13 protein-coding genes are annotated in these 16,852 nt (G+C 27.5%); 5 read left to right on the top strand and 8 right to left on the bottom strand.

Annotated features, from left to right (window positions below):
• Nucleotides 1-39 precede the first annotated feature (39 nt).
• The gene (locus tag JRV97_RS06430) at nt 40-1,236 is read right to left on the bottom strand and encodes an MFS transporter (protein WP_280997338.1); all 1,197 of its coding nucleotides are present in this window, start codon (nt 1,234-1,236) and stop codon (nt 40-42) included.
• Between the two features lie 175 nt (nt 1,237-1,411).
• Between JRV97_RS06430 and pgeF the strand changes: the two genes are divergently transcribed.
• Nucleotides 1,412-2,254, top strand: a complete 843-nt coding sequence (pgeF, locus tag JRV97_RS06425; RefSeq protein ID WP_280997336.1) for a peptidoglycan editing factor PgeF — start codon at nt 1,412-1,414, stop codon at nt 2,252-2,254.
• A gap of 48 nt (nt 2,255-2,302) precedes the next feature.
• Nucleotides 2,303-3,679 carry an MATE family efflux transporter gene (locus tag JRV97_RS06420; RefSeq protein ID WP_280997334.1) on the top strand — a complete coding sequence of 459 codons (1,377 nt, stop codon included), beginning with the start codon at nt 2,303-2,305 and terminating at the stop codon, nt 3,677-3,679.
• Between the two features lie 10 nt (nt 3,680-3,689).
• Here the strand turns inward: JRV97_RS06420 and JRV97_RS06415 are convergent, their stop codons facing one another.
• Nucleotides 3,690-4,700 (bottom strand): mannose-1-phosphate guanylyltransferase, encoded by a 1,011-nt coding sequence (locus tag JRV97_RS06415; protein WP_280997333.1) that lies wholly within the window; start codon nt 4,698-4,700, stop codon nt 3,690-3,692.
• Nucleotides 4,666-7,362, bottom strand: a complete 2,697-nt coding sequence (locus JRV97_RS06410; RefSeq protein WP_280997332.1) for a hypothetical protein — start codon at nt 7,360-7,362, stop codon at nt 4,666-4,668. Before JRV97_RS06410 ends, JRV97_RS06415 begins: the two co-directional genes overlap by 35 nt.
• A gap of 355 nt (nt 7,363-7,717) precedes the next feature.
• Between JRV97_RS06410 and JRV97_RS06405 the strand changes: the two genes are divergently transcribed.
• The 3 genes from JRV97_RS06405 to JRV97_RS06395 all read left to right on the top strand — a co-directional run bounded on the left by JRV97_RS06405 (nt 7,718) and on the right by JRV97_RS06395 (nt 10,487).
• Nucleotides 7,718-8,926, top strand: coding sequence for an ammonium transporter (locus JRV97_RS06405; protein WP_280997330.1), 1,209 nt, complete (start codon nt 7,718-7,720; stop codon nt 8,924-8,926).
• A gap of 117 nt (nt 8,927-9,043) precedes the next feature.
• Complete coding sequence (locus tag JRV97_RS06400) at nt 9,044-9,481, top strand: MarR family winged helix-turn-helix transcriptional regulator (protein WP_280997329.1); 438 nt, start codon at nt 9,044-9,046, stop codon at nt 9,479-9,481.
• A 1-nt stretch (nt 9,482) separates the two neighbouring features.
• On the top strand, nt 9,483-10,487 hold the full coding sequence (locus JRV97_RS06395; protein ID WP_280997328.1) for an NAD-dependent epimerase/dehydratase family protein: 1,005 nt from the start codon (nt 9,483-9,485) through the stop codon (nt 10,485-10,487).
• 265 nt (nt 10,488-10,752) lie between these two features.
• On the opposite strand, the gene JRV97_RS06390 is transcribed toward JRV97_RS06395, so the two are convergent.
• From JRV97_RS06390 to JRV97_RS06370, 5 genes are all read right to left on the bottom strand, one after another.
• Nucleotides 10,753-11,505 (bottom strand): DapH/DapD/GlmU-related protein, encoded by a 753-nt coding sequence (locus tag JRV97_RS06390; protein ID WP_280997326.1) that lies wholly within the window; start codon nt 11,503-11,505, stop codon nt 10,753-10,755.
• The gene (locus JRV97_RS06385) at nt 11,502-12,587 is read right to left on the bottom strand and encodes a Gfo/Idh/MocA family protein (protein WP_280997324.1); all 1,086 of its coding nucleotides are present in this window, start codon (nt 12,585-12,587) and stop codon (nt 11,502-11,504) included. Before JRV97_RS06385 ends, JRV97_RS06390 begins: the two co-directional genes overlap by 4 nt.
• Before the next feature lie 21 nt (nt 12,588-12,608).
• Nucleotides 12,609-13,913: a nucleotide sugar dehydrogenase gene (locus JRV97_RS06380; RefSeq protein ID WP_280997322.1), complete on the bottom strand. Its 1,305-nt coding sequence runs from the start codon at nt 13,911-13,913 to the stop codon at nt 12,609-12,611.
• Nucleotides 13,914-14,382: 469 nt separating this feature from the next.
• The gene (locus JRV97_RS06375) at nt 14,383-14,742 is read right to left on the bottom strand and encodes a PadR family transcriptional regulator (protein WP_280997320.1); all 360 of its coding nucleotides are present in this window, start codon (nt 14,740-14,742) and stop codon (nt 14,383-14,385) included.
• A gap of 434 nt (nt 14,743-15,176) precedes the next feature.
• On the bottom strand, nt 15,177-16,832 hold the full coding sequence (locus tag JRV97_RS06370; RefSeq protein WP_280997318.1) for a nucleoside kinase: 1,656 nt from the start codon (nt 16,830-16,832) through the stop codon (nt 15,177-15,179).
• Between the last annotated feature and the right edge of the window lie 20 nt (nt 16,833-16,852).

Genomic DNA, 16,852 nt, shown 5'->3' with positions numbered 1-16,852 from the left:
TAAGCATTAAGTTTGTCAACAAACTCAAATAATGTAGTTTTATTTTTCAATCGATTGTGTAGTTTTATATAGTTTCAAAAAAATTTCATCATTCAATATCGGTTTAAATAAATTCTTCAATAATATCAATGAAACAAAATAAAACACTGCACTAATTAAAAATAAATACGAATAACCACTGGAAAAAGATGTAATATATCCAAACATTAAAGCTGCAAGTGATCTAGCTATAAAATTAAGAAAATTTCTAAAACTACTTATAGTAGTTATTTTATTTTGTGGTATATAACTCATTATAATCGTGGTTGACACAGGATTTGTCATATTCATAAAAGAAAATCTAAGAGCATATAATAAAGTGAATACATACGGATCTCTTACCATTGCAAAAGAAATAATTAAAGGTATAACCAATATATTCATAAAAAATGTAAACTGATATGCTCCAAATTTTCTGGATAACTTCGAAGAAAAAATCGAGCCTAATGATGCTCCAAGTTGAGCGAATGCCAATGCAATGCCAATCATAGTAGGCTGCATATTAAATAAATCCTTAAATATAACATTTCCAAAGTTAACAAATAATCCTGCACCAAATCCTATTAAAAATGTTCTTATTAAATGTATTTTTACAATATGGCTCTGGAGTTTGCTAAAATCATTTAAATTAAATATCTCTTTAATCGAGATGTTTGAGTGATGTTCTTTATTTTCATGAACCAAAAATAAAAATAAATTAGAAGACAAATGTGTAACTCCGGTAATAAACAATGCTGTTCCAAAGCCTAAAAATTCCCCTATGGTTCCTCCTATCAAATTTCCTATTAAACCACTCCCCATAAATATTCCAAAATTATATCCAAAATATTTTCCCCTATTATCATGCGTAGTAATATCTACAATTAGTGAATTTAATAAAATCATCCTTGAAGTTAAAACTCCTCCATTTATTAATGCTGTATATAACAACATATGTTCTGTCGGAAATGAAACTCTTAAAAAAGTTATTAATGCAAAAATTATTGATGAAACTATCAGCATTAATTTCTTACCATATTTATCTCCCATTATACCTATAACAAGTCCAAGAAATGCAGAACCAATCATTTCTAAAGAAGTAATATGGCTTATAAAAGTATTATTAAAACCTATATCTCTTAAAAACAAATTAAAAACTATTCTGTATATTGATTGTGCAACGCTACTTAAAAAAGTATAGTATAATAAATTTCTCATATAATCACTCCATTTGTTAGTTATACAAACTACATTATACAACAAAAAATAGTTAGTTATGTTAACAACTTTAAAAATTTTTATTTTTAATGATATAATTAAGAGTGTCAAAAAGTTCAAAAGAAACGTAAGATCACAGGTTGTTATTAAAATTTATATTTAAAGGAGCGTTATTATGGCAAATTATTTTATTAAAGACAGTATAAAAGGAAAAATAAAAATAGGTAATTTCAATTTAAATAAAAAAAATGATTTAATGTATTTAACAATACCGACATTTGAAAAATTCAACAATTTATTTCATATATTTACTACAAGAATTCCAAACGATTTTGATTTAGGAATAAATACAGAAACACCTTTAAAAAAAATATACAACAATTATGAAAAATTAGCCAAAATATTTAATTTAAATTTAAATGATTTTGTTTTATCTGATCAAATACATGAAGACAATATACTCATAATAGATGAATCTTATAAATCTAACAATTTCCTTTTTGATAGAAAAGTTAAAAATAGCGACGCATTAATTACTAATAAAAAAAATATTATTTTAGTAACTTTATATGCAGATTGCACTCCTATATATTTTTTCGATCCTAAAAATAATGTAATTGGATTAGCGCATTCAGGATGGAAAGGTACAATTAAAAAAATAGCAGAAAAAACTATTAAAAAAATGAAGGATGTGTATAACTCTAATCCTGAAGATATTCTGGTGGCTTTAGGTCCATCTATAGGTCCCAATAGTTTCGAAGTAAGAGAAGATGTGAAATTACTATTTGAGAGAACTTTTCCTAAAAATATTCATATTATAAAGAAAAAAAATAATGAAAAATACTTAATTAATATTTGGAAAGCCATTGAATACACATTAATCAACAGTGGAATAAAAAAAGAAAATATATTAATATCAGACATAGACACATATTCTAATACAGATTTATTTTTCTCCTATAGAAAAGAAGGAAAAACTGGTAGGATGGCTGCTATAATGGCTTTAATTGACAAATGAAATATTATATGTTATAATAATTAGCAAAACGAACAATAGGAGGATATTATGTCGCAAAAAGCTTCTACAAAGAAATCAAATTCTAAAGTTGATATATTTAATAACTCAATAATTATGTCTCTTTTTCTCTTAGGATGGCCTATGATTGTTTCAAATTTAATGCAAACTATGTATAACATCGTTGATGCATATTTTTTAGGAAAGCTCGGAAAAATAGAATTTTCTGCTACAACAATTACATGGCCTGTAATTTTTGTTTTTATTTCATTTACTATAGGTTTTTCAAATGCAACTGTTTCTCTAGTCTCTCAATATACTGGTGCAAAAAATAAAAAAATGTCACAAAAAACTGCCGGCCAGGCCTATACTGTTGCAATATTTCTTGGTATAACACTCGCTTTATTAGGAGTTCTGGTTTCCAACCCTGTAATCACTGCTATTGCAGGTGAAAAGAGTAAAGAAATTACACCATATGCAATTAAATACTTTAATATAATAATGGTTGGAATGCCCTTTGCTTTTTTATTTAATATCTCTGGAGCTATATTAAGAGGTTGGGGAGATTCTAAATTTTCAATGCATATGATGTTTTATTCTACTGTATTAAATACTATTTTAGATCCTTTAATGATTTTTGGAATTGGTCCATTCCCAAAAATGGGAGTCATAGGTGCCGCCTGGGCCACAACAATTTCAAGAATATTTATTGGTTTGGTTTCTTCTTACCTTGTCTTTAAAGGTGAAAGAGGATTTAAAGTGCATATTAAAGATTTAAATTTTGATTGGCTTATTATCAAAAAAATTCTTATGATTGGATTTCCTGGTTCTATGAGTTATACAATAACCTCTTTAGGTTTCGTTGTTATTATGAGGTTTGTTTCTGCTTTTGGTCCTTCAGTTGTTAGCGCTTATGGAATTGGAAACAGAATAATCAATCTTATAACAATGATTTCATTTGGAATAGGAGCAGCAGTTACAACTATGGTTGGCCAATTTTTGGGTGCCAATCAAATCAAAAACGCAGAAAAAACTGTTAAAACAGCTTTCATAACTAATTTTCTAATAGTCACTTTTTTGAGCACTTTGACTTTCTTTTTTGGAGCTCATTTAACTAAATTTTTTATTAATGAACCAGAAGTCATTAGAATAGGCGAAATATTCTTTAAATATGTTTCATTTTCGCTGCCATTTTTCTCTTCAATGAGTGTTTTTGTAAATACTCTAGTTGGTGCAGGGAGAACTGGTCAATCGATGATTATAAATATAACAAGATTATGGGGTATCAGAGTACCGTTAATCGCTATTATGGCAAAAAGCTGGGGATTTATGGGAATTTTTTATGCTATGATTATTAGTAATATTTTAGCAATGATTATCGCATGGATATTTATTAAATTTGGAAATTGGAAAAAAGCCATAATCTAAGGTGAGTTTTTCAAAACTCACCTTTTTTCTTTAATTGACTTACTATTTCTCTAATATCATTTATTTTATCTTCTTTTGCAACTAATAATCCATTTTTTGTATCAATTATAATAATATTTTCTAACCCTACAACACCAACATTTTTATCAGTTTTAACAAAAACATTTTTACTATCAACAAGATGAACATTTTTTTCATTATCAGAATATCCTTCCATTTCTCTGACAGAAACCCAATTTCCAACATCCGACCATTCATATTCTGCTTTAATTGTATAGACTCTCTCCGACTTTTCCATTAAAGCATAATCAATACTTATTTTTCTTAAAGTTGGATAAACCCTATGCAAGTGTTCTGTATTATTTGGATCAAGCTCTATCATACTATTATATATATCTTCATTGTATTTTCTCATTTCTTCTAAAAATATATCTTTTTTCCAGAAAAACATACCGCTATTCCAATAATAATTACCACTTTCAATATATTCTAATGCTGTTTCCATATTCGGCTTTTCTCTAAAACTTTTTACTTTCATTATGTTTTCTTCTAATTCTTCCCCTGCTTCTATATAACCGTATCCTGTTTCAGGACGTGTTGGATTAATTCCCATTGTAACTAATCCATTATAATTTTCTGCTGCATATATCCCTTTTTCAACAGTTTTCCAGAATTTTTCCTTATTTGGAATATAATGATCCGCAGGCAAAACGAACACAACTTCTTCATCATTTGCAACTAATGTTCCCAAAAAGCATGCGGGTGCAGTATTTCTTGCCACTGGCTCTAATAATACATTTTTTTCATTTAACTCTGGTAATTCTCTTAATGTTTCTTCTTTATATCTTTCTGCTGTTACAACAAAAATATCTTCTGATTTTAATTTGAATAATAACCTTTCAAAGGTTTCTCTTATCAGAGATTTATCAGAAAATATTTTTAAAAACTGTTTCGGCTTTTTCGATGTACTCAAAGGCCAGAATCTTTCACCTGACCCCCCTGCTAATATTATTGCTTTCATCTTTCTCCTCCTTTAAAATAATTTTACCTCTTTTAAGTATATTTCCATTTTCATCCATCCATGTTGGTTCTGTATTTCCATCATAATATTTGGTTATATCACAATTTTCCACATATACATCATTGCTACCGTCTACATAAATATCTATATTATTATTTTCAAATTGAGAGTTTTTAATCTTAAAATATTTATCATTTTTAGAATTAAATAACTTTATTGCTTTTTTATTATTAACAAACTCTGATTGATTAATTTCAAAAGGTGAATTAAATATATCAACTGACATTACATTATTCATAAATTTTGTGTTTAATATATACAAACTATTATTTTCTACTGATTTTATCGTTGTCAAATTATTATTAAACGAAGAATACCCAACATATAAATTCCCTTTATAACTTTTTATTGATTGCTTACTATTTAAAAAGTCCGATGTTTTTATTTTCAAATTAGAGTTATAACTATCTATATCCAAATTAGAATCAGCAATTGACAAATTATAAAGATATGCTTCTGAATTAGAAATGTTAAATGCTATTTCATTATCAAAAAATAATGAATTTTTTATTTCAACATTACTATTTACTATCTCAAAAGCCTTTTTATTATCAGATGCTAAAATATTATATGCCACTCCTCGAACATTCTTTCCATATATTCCAATATCACATTTCTTTATTACAAGATTATATAAATCAAAATTGTTTTTTGCAAAAATTCCTATTTTAGCATTATAGATTTCAATATTTTTTAAATTATTATTACTTAATACAATTCCTTCAAATTTGTCTTTTATAGGCTTAAATATTAGTTTTGAATTACTAGTTTTATATTTTATGGGTTTATCTATAAATACTTTCTTCCCTGGAAAAATATACACTAATATTTTACCATTAATTTCAACATTATTCAATTTAATATCTTCAGAGACAATGTATGGTGAATTAACATCTTTTAAAGTTCCTTCTAAATTACTATATATCTTTTTATTAAACAAAACGCTATCTCTTAAATTGAATTTTATAGTTTCCGTTTTTAACCCTTTAAATTCTCGCCATAAGATTAATGTTCCTTCTCTTGTTAGCTTTTTCAAAGGAATTTCTAATCTCAAATCTTTTCCAGAAAATTTCCCTTTCTCCTTATAGTCGTCAAATTGAACGCTATAATAATTATATTTATAATCCTTTAATAGCTCAATTTCAAATGTTCCTGTTTCTGGATTATCAATACTTTTTATAATAGGTAATTCTGGTTTTGTTATTTTTTTATATATTTCTTTATTGAATTTTTCATCTATATATAATATAAATCTATATTCTTTTCCCGGAAAAAAATTAGAAAAAGTAAATCTATTTAATTTTTTTACATTTATAGTTGAAATCACATTATTTTCTTCATCAATAATTCTTAATTCACATTTATCTGTTATAAATTTATTTTCAAATTCAAAGGTTACATCATTTTTGGATTCTTCAATTTTATATTTTGGAAATGGATTTAATTCTAATTTTATCGGTTTTGATTCATTGCCAAGCTCATCAACAGCAAATATTGTGGCCTCTTTACTATGATCTGCCAAAGAAAATTTATCGCTATTATATGTGTAAGTACTATTATTTGTAATTAAAATATATTTTGATTTTTCATTGGATTGAATGTTTATATAAAATATTCCATTATAGTATAAGGAAATTTTATTTATTTTAGGTGGCGTTGTATCTAAAAATACTTTTTTATACCAAAAAATATTTTTACTTATTTGTATAATTAAATTATTCTCACCCTCAATAAAGTTACTTTCATTATAATCTTTACCGTTTAAAATTATTTTCTCATAATGCATATCAATATTTATTTTTCTCGTGTTTATTTTATCTGGAATATATGATAATTTTGGTTTTTCAATTTCTATTGATTCCCCTTTATACCCACTATAATATATAGGGATTATTCTATATTTTACTTTATCATATGTAAAGTTATCTCTATATTTAGGTTCCTTTGTAGTATCAATTAATATATTATTTTTATATATTTCATATTTAATAGGATCTATTATTTTATGTCCTATATCTAATGTAATTTCAATATAATCTTTTATTTCCATTTTATAGTCTATAATTTTAGATAAAGGAGCTTTTATATCAAATATTTTTTCATATATTTTTTTACCTTGCAAATATGCAGAAATGGTTAACTTTCCATCATCATATGGTGAAATACATAATTTATATGTAGATAATGTAGTTTTATATTCTTTATCATTAAATTTAATTACCCAATAATCCATATTATAATTTTTAGAATTTAAATAAACATATATCCTGTCATAATCTTTTCTTTCAAAACTTGCTTTTATAATCGGTTTTTCAACATAAACCTCATAATTTAATTTACTAAATGAAAAATATGGGACTTTAAGGTCTATTCTTTTTTTGTTATTCCCTAATTTCACATAAATATTATAATTTCCCGGAAATAATTTTATTCTCAGATTATTTTTCAATCTATAGTTTTGACCTTTAATCTCTATTTCATATTTTAATCCTCTAAATTCATCTGGGATTATTAAACTTATAGATACTTTAACTGGTTTAAAAACCAAAATTATAAGTATTAATACAACAATTGCAATTAAAATAATATATTTTTTTTGCATAATATTGCCTCCAGATAAAAAACTATTCTATCTTAAAAAATATTTTATCAATTTATATTCTACCATAAAAAACTTTTTATGCAAAAAAAATTAATCTTCTATATAAAGATTCTTTATTTTACCAAAAATTAACTTTTATTTCGATTTAAAATAATTAACTTTTTCAAATTTACTTACAACAATCAAATCAGTTAAAAACTTATATCTCTACTAATAACAATTAATCTTCAGTTATTAAGGCAGATAATTTTCTTAATTCTTCTAATTTTAAACTTGATTTACTTTTATATTAGAGCTATAATTTTCCTGCACAAGCTTTCAGGGGGTGGGAAAAATTTAGCAAAGGGGTGAAAAGATGTTTGACACTGGCAACACAGCTTTTATGTTACTTGCTACAAGTTTAGTAATGCTTATGACTCCAGGTCTTGCATTTTTTTATGGTGGTTTAGTTAGCCGAAAAAATGTTTTGACTATTATGATGCAGAGTTTTGTTTCTATGGGTTGGACTACTATTTTATGGGTAGCATTTGGCTTTACTATGAGTTTTGGTAATGATATTGGTGGAATAATAGGTAATTTTAAATATTTATTCCTTCATGGAATTTCTACTACAACTCCATTTGGGGCTAATACGGGTATTCCAATGATTGTTTTTGTCGCCTATCAAATGATGTTTGCTATCATAACTCCCGCTCTTATAACTGGTGCTTTTGCTGACAGGGTGAAATTTAAAGCTTATATGTTATTTTTAACTGTCTGGCTAATTTTTGTTTATTTCCCATTAGTTCACATGGTTTGGGGTGGCGGTTTATTCCAAAAATGGGGCGTTTTAGATTTTGCAGGTGGTATCGTTGTTCACGCGAGTGCTGGAGCAGCAGCTTTAGCTTCAGTATTTTTTGTCGGTAAAAGAAAAAATGCTAATACAAAGCCTCATAGTATTCCTCTTGTTGCTTTAGGAACAGGATTGTTATGGTTTGGATGGTATGGCTTCAACGCTGGTAGCGAATTAAGAGTAGATGCTGTAACTGCTAATGCTTTTTTAAATACAGATGTTGCTGCTTCTTTTGCAGCTATAACATGGTTAATTTTAGCTGTAATTTTTGAAAAGAAACCAAAAATTTTGGGTATGTTAACAGGTGCAGTCGCTGGTTTAGCAACTATTACACCAGCCGCTGGTTATGTTACTATACAATCTTCCATGTTAATTGGAATAATAGCTTCAATTGTCAGTTACGCAGCTGTTTCTTATAAAAATAAAAAAGGTTGGGATGATGCACTTGATGTATGGGGTGTTCACGGTGTAGGTGGTTATCTTGGAATACTTCTATTGGGATTATTTGCTACAAAAGCAGTAAATTCCAATGGCGCTAATGGCTTATTTTATGGAAATGCCTCCTTTTTCTGGAAAGAATTTGTTGCTGTTACTGTAGTTTCAATTTATGCTTTTATCTTTACATATGTAGCATTATGGTTAATAAATAAAATAACTCCTATTAGAGTTAGTGGCGAAGCGGAAATAGAAGGGCTTGATAAAGCAGAATTCGGAGAAGAAGCTTACTTTTAATTATAATAATCGGATGGTTATTCCATCCGATTATTTTTTTATTTAATTATTCATTTTTTGAACTATTTATTTTTTTAATAGTCTAAATAATTGACTATTTATAAAGGAGTGAAAATCATGAATTTAGATTTTAAAGACACTTTTGAATTAACCTTTGATTTTATGTCTAATTTTACAAAAGTTATTACAGATTTTTCTGAAGCAGAAAAATTAAAAACTTTGGAATTTTATATTGTTTTATACATTGGACTAAAAGGACCACAAAAAATGTCTTACTTAGCAGAATATTTTTCTACGACCAAAAGTAATATTACAAATATTATCGATAATTTAGAAAAAAATAATTATGTAAAAAGGGTTAGAAATGATTCAGACAGACGAGTTATATTAATAGATTTAACAAATAAGGGAAAAACTGTGTTTAATGAAACATTAAACAACTTCAAATTGATGTTTGAAGATTTTATGTCTCGTGTTTCAGATGGTGATTTCAAAATCATTTCAGAAGGTTTTTATAAAATAATTAAAATTTATAACAACTTAAGGAGTGACTAATATGGTACTTATTACGGGTGCAACTGGCCATATTGGAAATGTATTAGTAAAAAAGTTATATGAAGTTGGAGAAAAAATAAGGATTTTTGTATTGCCAAACGAAGATACAAGTATTTTTGATGATATGGAAATTGAAATTTATTATGGTGATATTAGAAATTATAATGATATAAGAGAAGCAAGCAAAGATGTTGATATTATATATCATCTTGCTGCAATTATTTCTATACTTCCATGGAAAAATGATTTAGTATATTCTGTAAATATCAATGGTGTTGAAAATATAATTAAAGCTATGAAAGAAACTAACGTAAAGAAATTATTATACGTTAGTTCCGTTCATGCTTTTGCAGAAATAGAAAAAGGAGCTACCATAGATGAAAATACTCCTATTGATCCAGATTTAACTTCTGGTGCATACGGAAAATCAAAAGCCATTGCAACATTAAAAGTTTTTAATGCTGTAAAAAATAATGAAATCAATGCTACAATTGTTTGCCCAAGCGGAGTTATTGGACCATATGATTATAAATTTTCAGAAATTGGAAAAGTTTTTAAATCTTTTTTAGAAGGAAATTTAAAATATTGCGTTGATGGAGCTTTTGATTTTGTTGATGTAAGAGATGTGGCTAACGGAATAATTAAAGCAGCTAAATATGGAAAGAACGGTGAGATTTATATTTTAAGCGGAGAAAATATAACAATGAGAAAAATTTTCTATTATCTAAATCAAATTACCCAGAAAAATTACAAAATAAAATTCATTAATCCTTCAAGTGCTTATTTTGTATCTTACTTAACATTATTTAATTATCTTTCTTCTTCAAGAAAAAATCTTTCACTTAGCCCTTATAGCGTCCATACACTTCTTAGATATTATAAATTTTCTCATAAAAAAGCAGAAAAAGATTTTGGATATAATCCACGACCTTTATATGAAAGTTTAAAAGATACCATTGCGTGGATACAAGAGTATTACAAATTATCAATAAAAAAAGAGGTGTAAAAATTACACCTCTCAGACTGTTGACAAAGTGTTTTCTAAAAAAATAATATGAACGAATACTTGAAAATTCCCGAAAAAATATGAATGAAGGCGGATAAAATCACATGGATGTGATTTTAAGCGAAACCAATCAGGATGTGCGTTTGAGCGCCCGCCGGGAATGAATATTTTTGAGGATTTAGAATTTTCCGTATGAGTGAATATTATTTTTGAAAATACTTTGTATTTAATTTTGAGTTTGTCTACAAACTGAGAGGTGTAAAAATTACACCTCTTTATAATAACTTTGATTTTCAAGTAATTGTTCTTCTGGCACGTCCTTGTAAATCTTTGCAGGACTACCCATAACAATCTTCTTTGGAGGCACATTTCTTGTTACCACAGAACCTGCAGCAACAAGTGCATCTTCACCTATTTCAATTCCAGGTAAAATTGTTGAATTTGCTCCTATTCTTGCTCCTTTTCTTAATGTAGCTCCTTTAAAATATTTTTTTCTTTCTTCTGTTCTACCTAAAAAATTATCATTAGTAAATGTAACTTCAGGAGCTACAAAACAATAATCTTCTATTGTAGATAATGCTGTAATATATGCATTTGTTTCTATTTTTACCTTTTTCCCGATTTTAGTTTTATTTTCTACAGCAACTCCTCTACCAATAATAGTATATTCACCTATTTCTACATCTTCTCTAATACTTGCCAAATCTCCAACAAAAACAAAATTATCTAATTTTGCTCCTCTATATATCACACAATTTGCCCCTATTGTTACATATGCACCTATTATTAAAGGTTCTAATTCTTTTTCTTGAGTTACTGCAGAATTTGAAGCTTTAAATGGCTTTTTACCCAAAACTGTATTATCTGCTATAACGCTTCCCTTTTTTATAATAGTATCCTTTTTAATAACAACATTATTTCCTAATTTTACATTTTCTTCTATAATAACATTTTCTTCAATTTCAATATTATGCCCCATTTCAACTGTATAATCAATTTGTGCATATTCAGAAATCATTCTTTCACCCTCTTAAAATATCCTTTCATTTCTTCTGTTGAAAATTCAAATGGAAATTTAACTGGTTTTCCTTCTTTAGATGATTTATAAATAGCTAAAACTATTTCAACTGCTCTTTTGCCATCTTCACCAGAAACATATGGTTTTCTATCATTTACTATTGAATCATAGAAATCTCTATATAATGGCACATGACCTGCACCATATACAGTATCAGGGTCTGGTAAATTTTGAAATGGATGTGAATCTTCATTTTCAAATCTCCATGTTTCTATTTTATTTACTGCAAGGCCACCTATAACTACAGTCCCATTTTCACCAAATACAGATAATGTTTCTTCTAAATTTTTAGGATAAACATTTGCTGTTCCTTCAATTATACCAACTGCACCATTTTTGAATTTAACAATAGCACTTCCAAAATCTTCTGCTTCTATATAGGGATGATTGAAATTTTCAATTCTTCCCGTTATTTCCTCTATTTCCCCAAAAGTCCATTGTAATAGATCTATTCCATGCGTACATTGATTCATTAATGTGCCACCATCTAATTCCCATGTTCCTCTCCAAGGTGCCTGTTCGTAATACGATTTATTTCTATTCCATCTAATTGATATTTGACCGTGTAATAAATCTCCAAATTCACCATTCTCTAATTTCTTTCTCATTTCTTGAATTGGTGGATTAAATCTATTTTGGAAACACACACCTAATTTTAAATCTTTTTCTTTTGATAATTGAATCATATGATCCATATCTTTTGTTGATAACGCCATTGGTTTTTCAACTAAAACATGTTTATTATTATTCATAGCATCTATTGATATTTGATAATGATAACCACTTTCTGTTGCTATAGTTACCATATCAATATCTTCTCTTTTTATTACTTCATTATAATCGGTATATACTTCAGGTCTTTTTAATCCAGCATTTTCTATAATATTAGCTACATTTTCTGCCTTTTCTTTCACAGGATCAACTACTGCTACAAGATCAAATAATTCTTTATTTTTTATAATTGCTTCTGTATGTTTTTTTGTTGCAATTCTTCCGCATCCAATTAAAGCTAATCTAATCATCAGCACATCTCCTTTACATTATTATAACAATATAACTTTTTCTTTATTTTTTTCTATATTTTTAGTTTTATTTTTCGTATCAAATAAGAATGGTGCATGTTCTAACACAAATTCATAATCTATATTAGAATGCGCTGTTGTTAAAACAACTGCATCTACATTTTCCAATAATTCTTTTGTCAATTCCACACTTTTATATTCTTTACCATCATGTTTAAATTCTGGAATATATGGATCATGAATTATAATATCTGCATGTTTCTTTTCTAAATGTTCTATAACCTTTAATGCTGGCGATTCTCTTAAATCATCAATATCATTTTTATATGCTACACCGAGTAATAATACTTTTGCTCCATTTAAACATTTCTTCCTATCATTAAGAATATCCTGAAGTCTTGAAACAACATATTCTGGCATTGCATCATTAATTTCTCCTGCCATTTCAATTAACCTTGTATGATAATCTACAGCTCTTGCTTTATACGTTAAATAAAATGGATCTATTGGAATACAATGTCCTCCAACACCAGGTCCAGGATAGAACGGCATAAATCCAAATGGTTTAGTAGCGGCTGCGTCTATAACTTCCCATATATTAATTCCTAATTTTTTTGCAACAACTGCCATTTCATTAATCAAGGCAATATTCACTATTCTAAATGTATTTTCTAATATTTTTGCCATTTCTGCTTCTTTTGGTGAAGATACTGCAAAAACTTCTGCTTCAAGGACATTTTCATATAATGCTTTTGCGTGTTTTGTACATTCTTCAGTTACACCACCAACTACTTTTGGAGTATTTTTTGTTTTAAATCTTAAATTTCCTGGATCTACTCTTTCTGGAGAAAAAGCTAAATAAAAATCTTTTCCTACTTTTAATCCAGTTTCTTCTAAAATAGGAAGCATTACTTCTTCTGTAGTTCCTGGATATGTTGTACTTTCTAAAGTAATTAACATGTCCTTGTGTAATCTTTTTGCAACTTCCTTTGTAGAAGCTACTACATACTGTAAATCAGGTTGTTTGAATTTATCTAATGGTGTAGGGACACAAATCATTACAGCATCACAATTTGCTAATTCATCAAAATTAGTAGTTGCTGTAATTTTTCCAGTTTTTACTAAATCTTCTAACTCTTCATTAACAACATCTCCAATATAATTAATCCCTTTATTAACCATTTCAACCTTCTTTTCTTGAACATCAAATCCTATTACATTATATCCTGCTTTTGCTTTTTCTACTGCTAAAGGTAATCCAACATATCCTAAACCTATAACCCCTATTTTAGCTGTTTTGTTTTGAATTTTTTCCATTAAACTCATTTCCATCCCTCCATATATTAATATCGTTTTATTTTTCATTCACTGAGTGAATTATATCATATTTATTTTTCTCTGTCAACAAAAAAAGTGCCTTTCGGCACTTCAGACTGTTGACAAAATAAAATATGAAAAAATAATATGAGTGAATCCTTGAAAATTCCTCCTCTAATTAAATCAAATATATTATTGGAATTCAAAAATAAAACGAATGAAAACTCGAAGATTGCCTGAAAAAATTATGAATGGATGTTTCCAAAATCATATGGATGTGATTTTGAGTGAAGCCGAGCATGGATGCGAGTCTGAACGGAAACCGAGAATGAGTAATTTTTTCAGATTAGCAATCAAGCGTTTGAATGAGTTTTATTTTGATTCCAATTTTGATGATTAGAATTTTCACTGGATGAGCAAATATTATTTTGATTATTTTATTTTGTACTTTGTCAACAAAAAAAGTGCCTTTCGGCACTTATTTTTCAAATTTAGATACTCTTTGAATGAAAACTTCTATAATTTTTTTAAATTCTTCAAATTCTTCTTTTGAATTCCTCAAGAACATCAAACCATCTTCTGTAATTTTATATATTTTCTTTGAAGGACCGGAATCTGTTGTATCCCAGTCAGTAACAACAAGTCCCATATCTTCTAACTTTGATAAAGTTCTATATAAATTTCCCATCTGTCCTATTCCATTTAAAATAACCCCAAAATCGGATAATTTATTTGCAATTTCATAACCATGAGCAGGTTGTTCTGCTATTATTAAAAGAACAAAAGATTCTATCCATCCTCTTCTAAATCTTCCCTGACCTCTTCCGTATCCTGGCATATTAAAACCTCCAAAACCTTTACAATTTTCTAAATTACGTAAATTATCTAAAAGAAAACTAACTTCGTTTAATACCTTACTTATTATATCATATTTATATAAAAATTTAATATCAAAAACTTAATAGTGATATATATATATATATATTAAATTATTGTCAAAATAAAATATTAAAAAATAATATGAGTGAATCTTTGAAAATTCCCGAAAAAATGCGAATGGAGCCTGACAATTTCGCATGGATGCAAAATTGAGCGAAACCGAGCACGGATGCGAGTTTGAGCGCCAGGCGAGAATGAGCATTTTTGAGGAATAAGAATTTTCACTAGATGAGCGAATATTGTTTTGATTATTTTATTTTGCACTTTGTCTACAAACTGATGTTCATGATTAATTTTTTCAGATTAGCAATCGGCGTTTGAATGATATATTTATCAATATTCAAAGGCACTATCACCAATAAATTCTCTTAAAACAGAAATTCTTGGTACTTCATTAATTGCTGGAAGTGGCAAAAAATAATCCAAAAATCTTAATAGTCTCTTTGCTTCGGTATATTCCGGTAATGTATTATCTATTTCTAATAATAAAGGCTCTGCAAATAATTTTAATATAGGCAATTCATATATTAAATATGAATTAAACATTACATCAGCTTCTTCCTGATATGGAAAAATATTTTCTTCCTCACCTTTTCTAACCTCTGGCCACAGTTGCAATGTTCTTAATGCTGTTGCACCTCTAAAATTATAATCTCTAACTATTCTTCTAATTAATCTTGTATCTGTTGTTGGTATCCTATTCATTTCATCAAGATTCATTTGGATTAATGCACTTACGTATACCTTAAACTTTTGATCTCTTGGAATACTTTCTGTGAGCTTTTCATTTAAACCGTGAATACCTTCTATTATTATTGGTTGCTTTTTGCCAACCTTAACTTTTTTTCCTGTCCATTCTCTTTTTCCAGTAACAAAATTATAATATGGTAACTCAACTTCTTTTCCCTCTATTAAATCCTTCAAATTTTTATTTAGCAAGTCAAGATCTAAAGCTCTCAATGATTCAAGATCTTTTTTACCATCGGGAGTCAATGGGATTTTTTCGTAATCCATATAATAATTATCCAATGAAATTTGGAGTGGTTCTTTACCATGAACTTTTAATTCAAGAGCTATTCTTTTTGCACTTGTGGTTTTCCCCGAAGATGAGGGCCCTGCCAAACATATCAACCTAACATTTTTTCTTTTAATTATCTCATCTGCAATATTTGCATACTTTTTTTCATGTAATGCTTCAGAAATCCTAATTAATTCACCACTTTTTTTTACTCCTTTTGCTATTAATGAATTTAATTCCCCTACACTTTTGATATTTAATATATCAAGCCATTTTTTATATTCTATAAACGTTGCTGATAATTTAGGTAATGGTTTAAACTCAGGTATTTCATCTGGATTCATATTAGTTGGATGCAATAATATAAATCCTTTGTCATATGAAATAATATCGAATTTATCAATATATCCTGTTGATGGTGGCATATACTCATAAAAATAATTTATATACTCCTCACATTTATATACTTTTACTGTTGTCTTTTTTCTATATTTAAATAATAATGCCTTATCTTGTTCCTCAACTTCTTTAAAATATTTTATAGCATCAAATTTACTCAATGTGATTTTTTCAAATAATATATTTTCATCGATTACTTTTTTCATTTCTCCTTTTAACTTATTTATATTTTTTTGAGTATTTCGCATACCTTTAATTTCAAAATACAATCCAGGTCCAATAGCATGATGTACTACTAAATTAGCTTTTTTATGTAGCCTTTTTAAAGCAATATAAATAATAAAAAGTAATGCACGTCTATATATTCTCATACCCTCATTTGAAGTAATATCTACTGGTTTTGCATAACCATTATCATGAATTTTTTTCCATAATTCCTTAATTTCATTATTAAATTTTATAGCAAGAATCTTATGCTTATTATTTTTTTGTAATTCATCTGCTATTTTAAAAAATTGCTCACCCTTACTTACTTTAATAATATCAAAATCAGTTTTTACAACATATCCCATTTTTCCACCCCTTTACTATC

The organism is Marinitoga aeolica, assembly GCF_029910535.1.
Classification (GTDB): domain Bacteria; phylum Thermotogota; class Thermotogae; order Petrotogales; family Petrotogaceae; genus Marinitoga; species Marinitoga aeolica.
The sequence above is the reverse complement of the archived record's forward strand: the minus strand, read 5'-3'. Positions and strand labels throughout refer to the sequence as shown.

What these genes read in the sequence shown, in the direction of transcription:
- JRV97_RS06405 (WP_280997330.1), top strand. Translation starts at nt 7,718, where the DNA reads ATGTTTGACACTGGCAACACAGCTTTTATGTTACTTGCTACAAGTTTA.
- JRV97_RS06390 (WP_280997326.1), bottom strand. Translation starts at nt 11,505, where the DNA reads ATGATTTCTGAATATGCACAAATTGATTATACAGTTGAAATGGGGCAT.
- JRV97_RS06380 (WP_280997322.1), bottom strand. Translation starts at nt 13,913, where the DNA reads ATGAGTTTAATGGAAAAAATTCAAAACAAAACAGCTAAAATAGGGGTT.
- JRV97_RS06395 (WP_280997328.1), top strand. Translation starts at nt 9,483, where the DNA reads ATGGTACTTATTACGGGTGCAACTGGCCATATTGGAAATGTATTAGTA.
- pgeF (WP_280997336.1), top strand. Translation starts at nt 1,412, where the DNA reads ATGGCAAATTATTTTATTAAAGACAGTATAAAAGGAAAAATAAAAATA.
- JRV97_RS06370 (WP_280997318.1), bottom strand. Translation starts at nt 16,832, where the DNA reads ATGGGATATGTTGTAAAAACTGATTTTGATATTATTAAAGTAAGTAAG.
- JRV97_RS06430 (WP_280997338.1), bottom strand. Translation starts at nt 1,236, where the DNA reads ATGAGAAATTTATTATACTATACTTTTTTAAGTAGCGTTGCACAATCA.
- JRV97_RS06385 (WP_280997324.1), bottom strand. Translation starts at nt 12,587, where the DNA reads ATGATTAGATTAGCTTTAATTGGATGCGGAAGAATTGCAACAAAAAAA.
- JRV97_RS06410 (WP_280997332.1), bottom strand. Translation starts at nt 7,362, where the DNA reads ATGCAAAAAAAATATATTATTTTAATTGCAATTGTTGTATTAATACTT.
- JRV97_RS06420 (WP_280997334.1), top strand. Translation starts at nt 2,303, where the DNA reads ATGTCGCAAAAAGCTTCTACAAAGAAATCAAATTCTAAAGTTGATATA.
- JRV97_RS06415 (WP_280997333.1), bottom strand. Translation starts at nt 4,700, where the DNA reads ATGAAAGCAATAATATTAGCAGGGGGGTCAGGTGAAAGATTCTGGCCT.
- JRV97_RS06375 (WP_280997320.1), bottom strand. Translation starts at nt 14,742, where the DNA reads ATGCCAGGATACGGAAGAGGTCAGGGAAGATTTAGAAGAGGATGGATA.
- JRV97_RS06400 (WP_280997329.1), top strand. Translation starts at nt 9,044, where the DNA reads ATGAATTTAGATTTTAAAGACACTTTTGAATTAACCTTTGATTTTATG.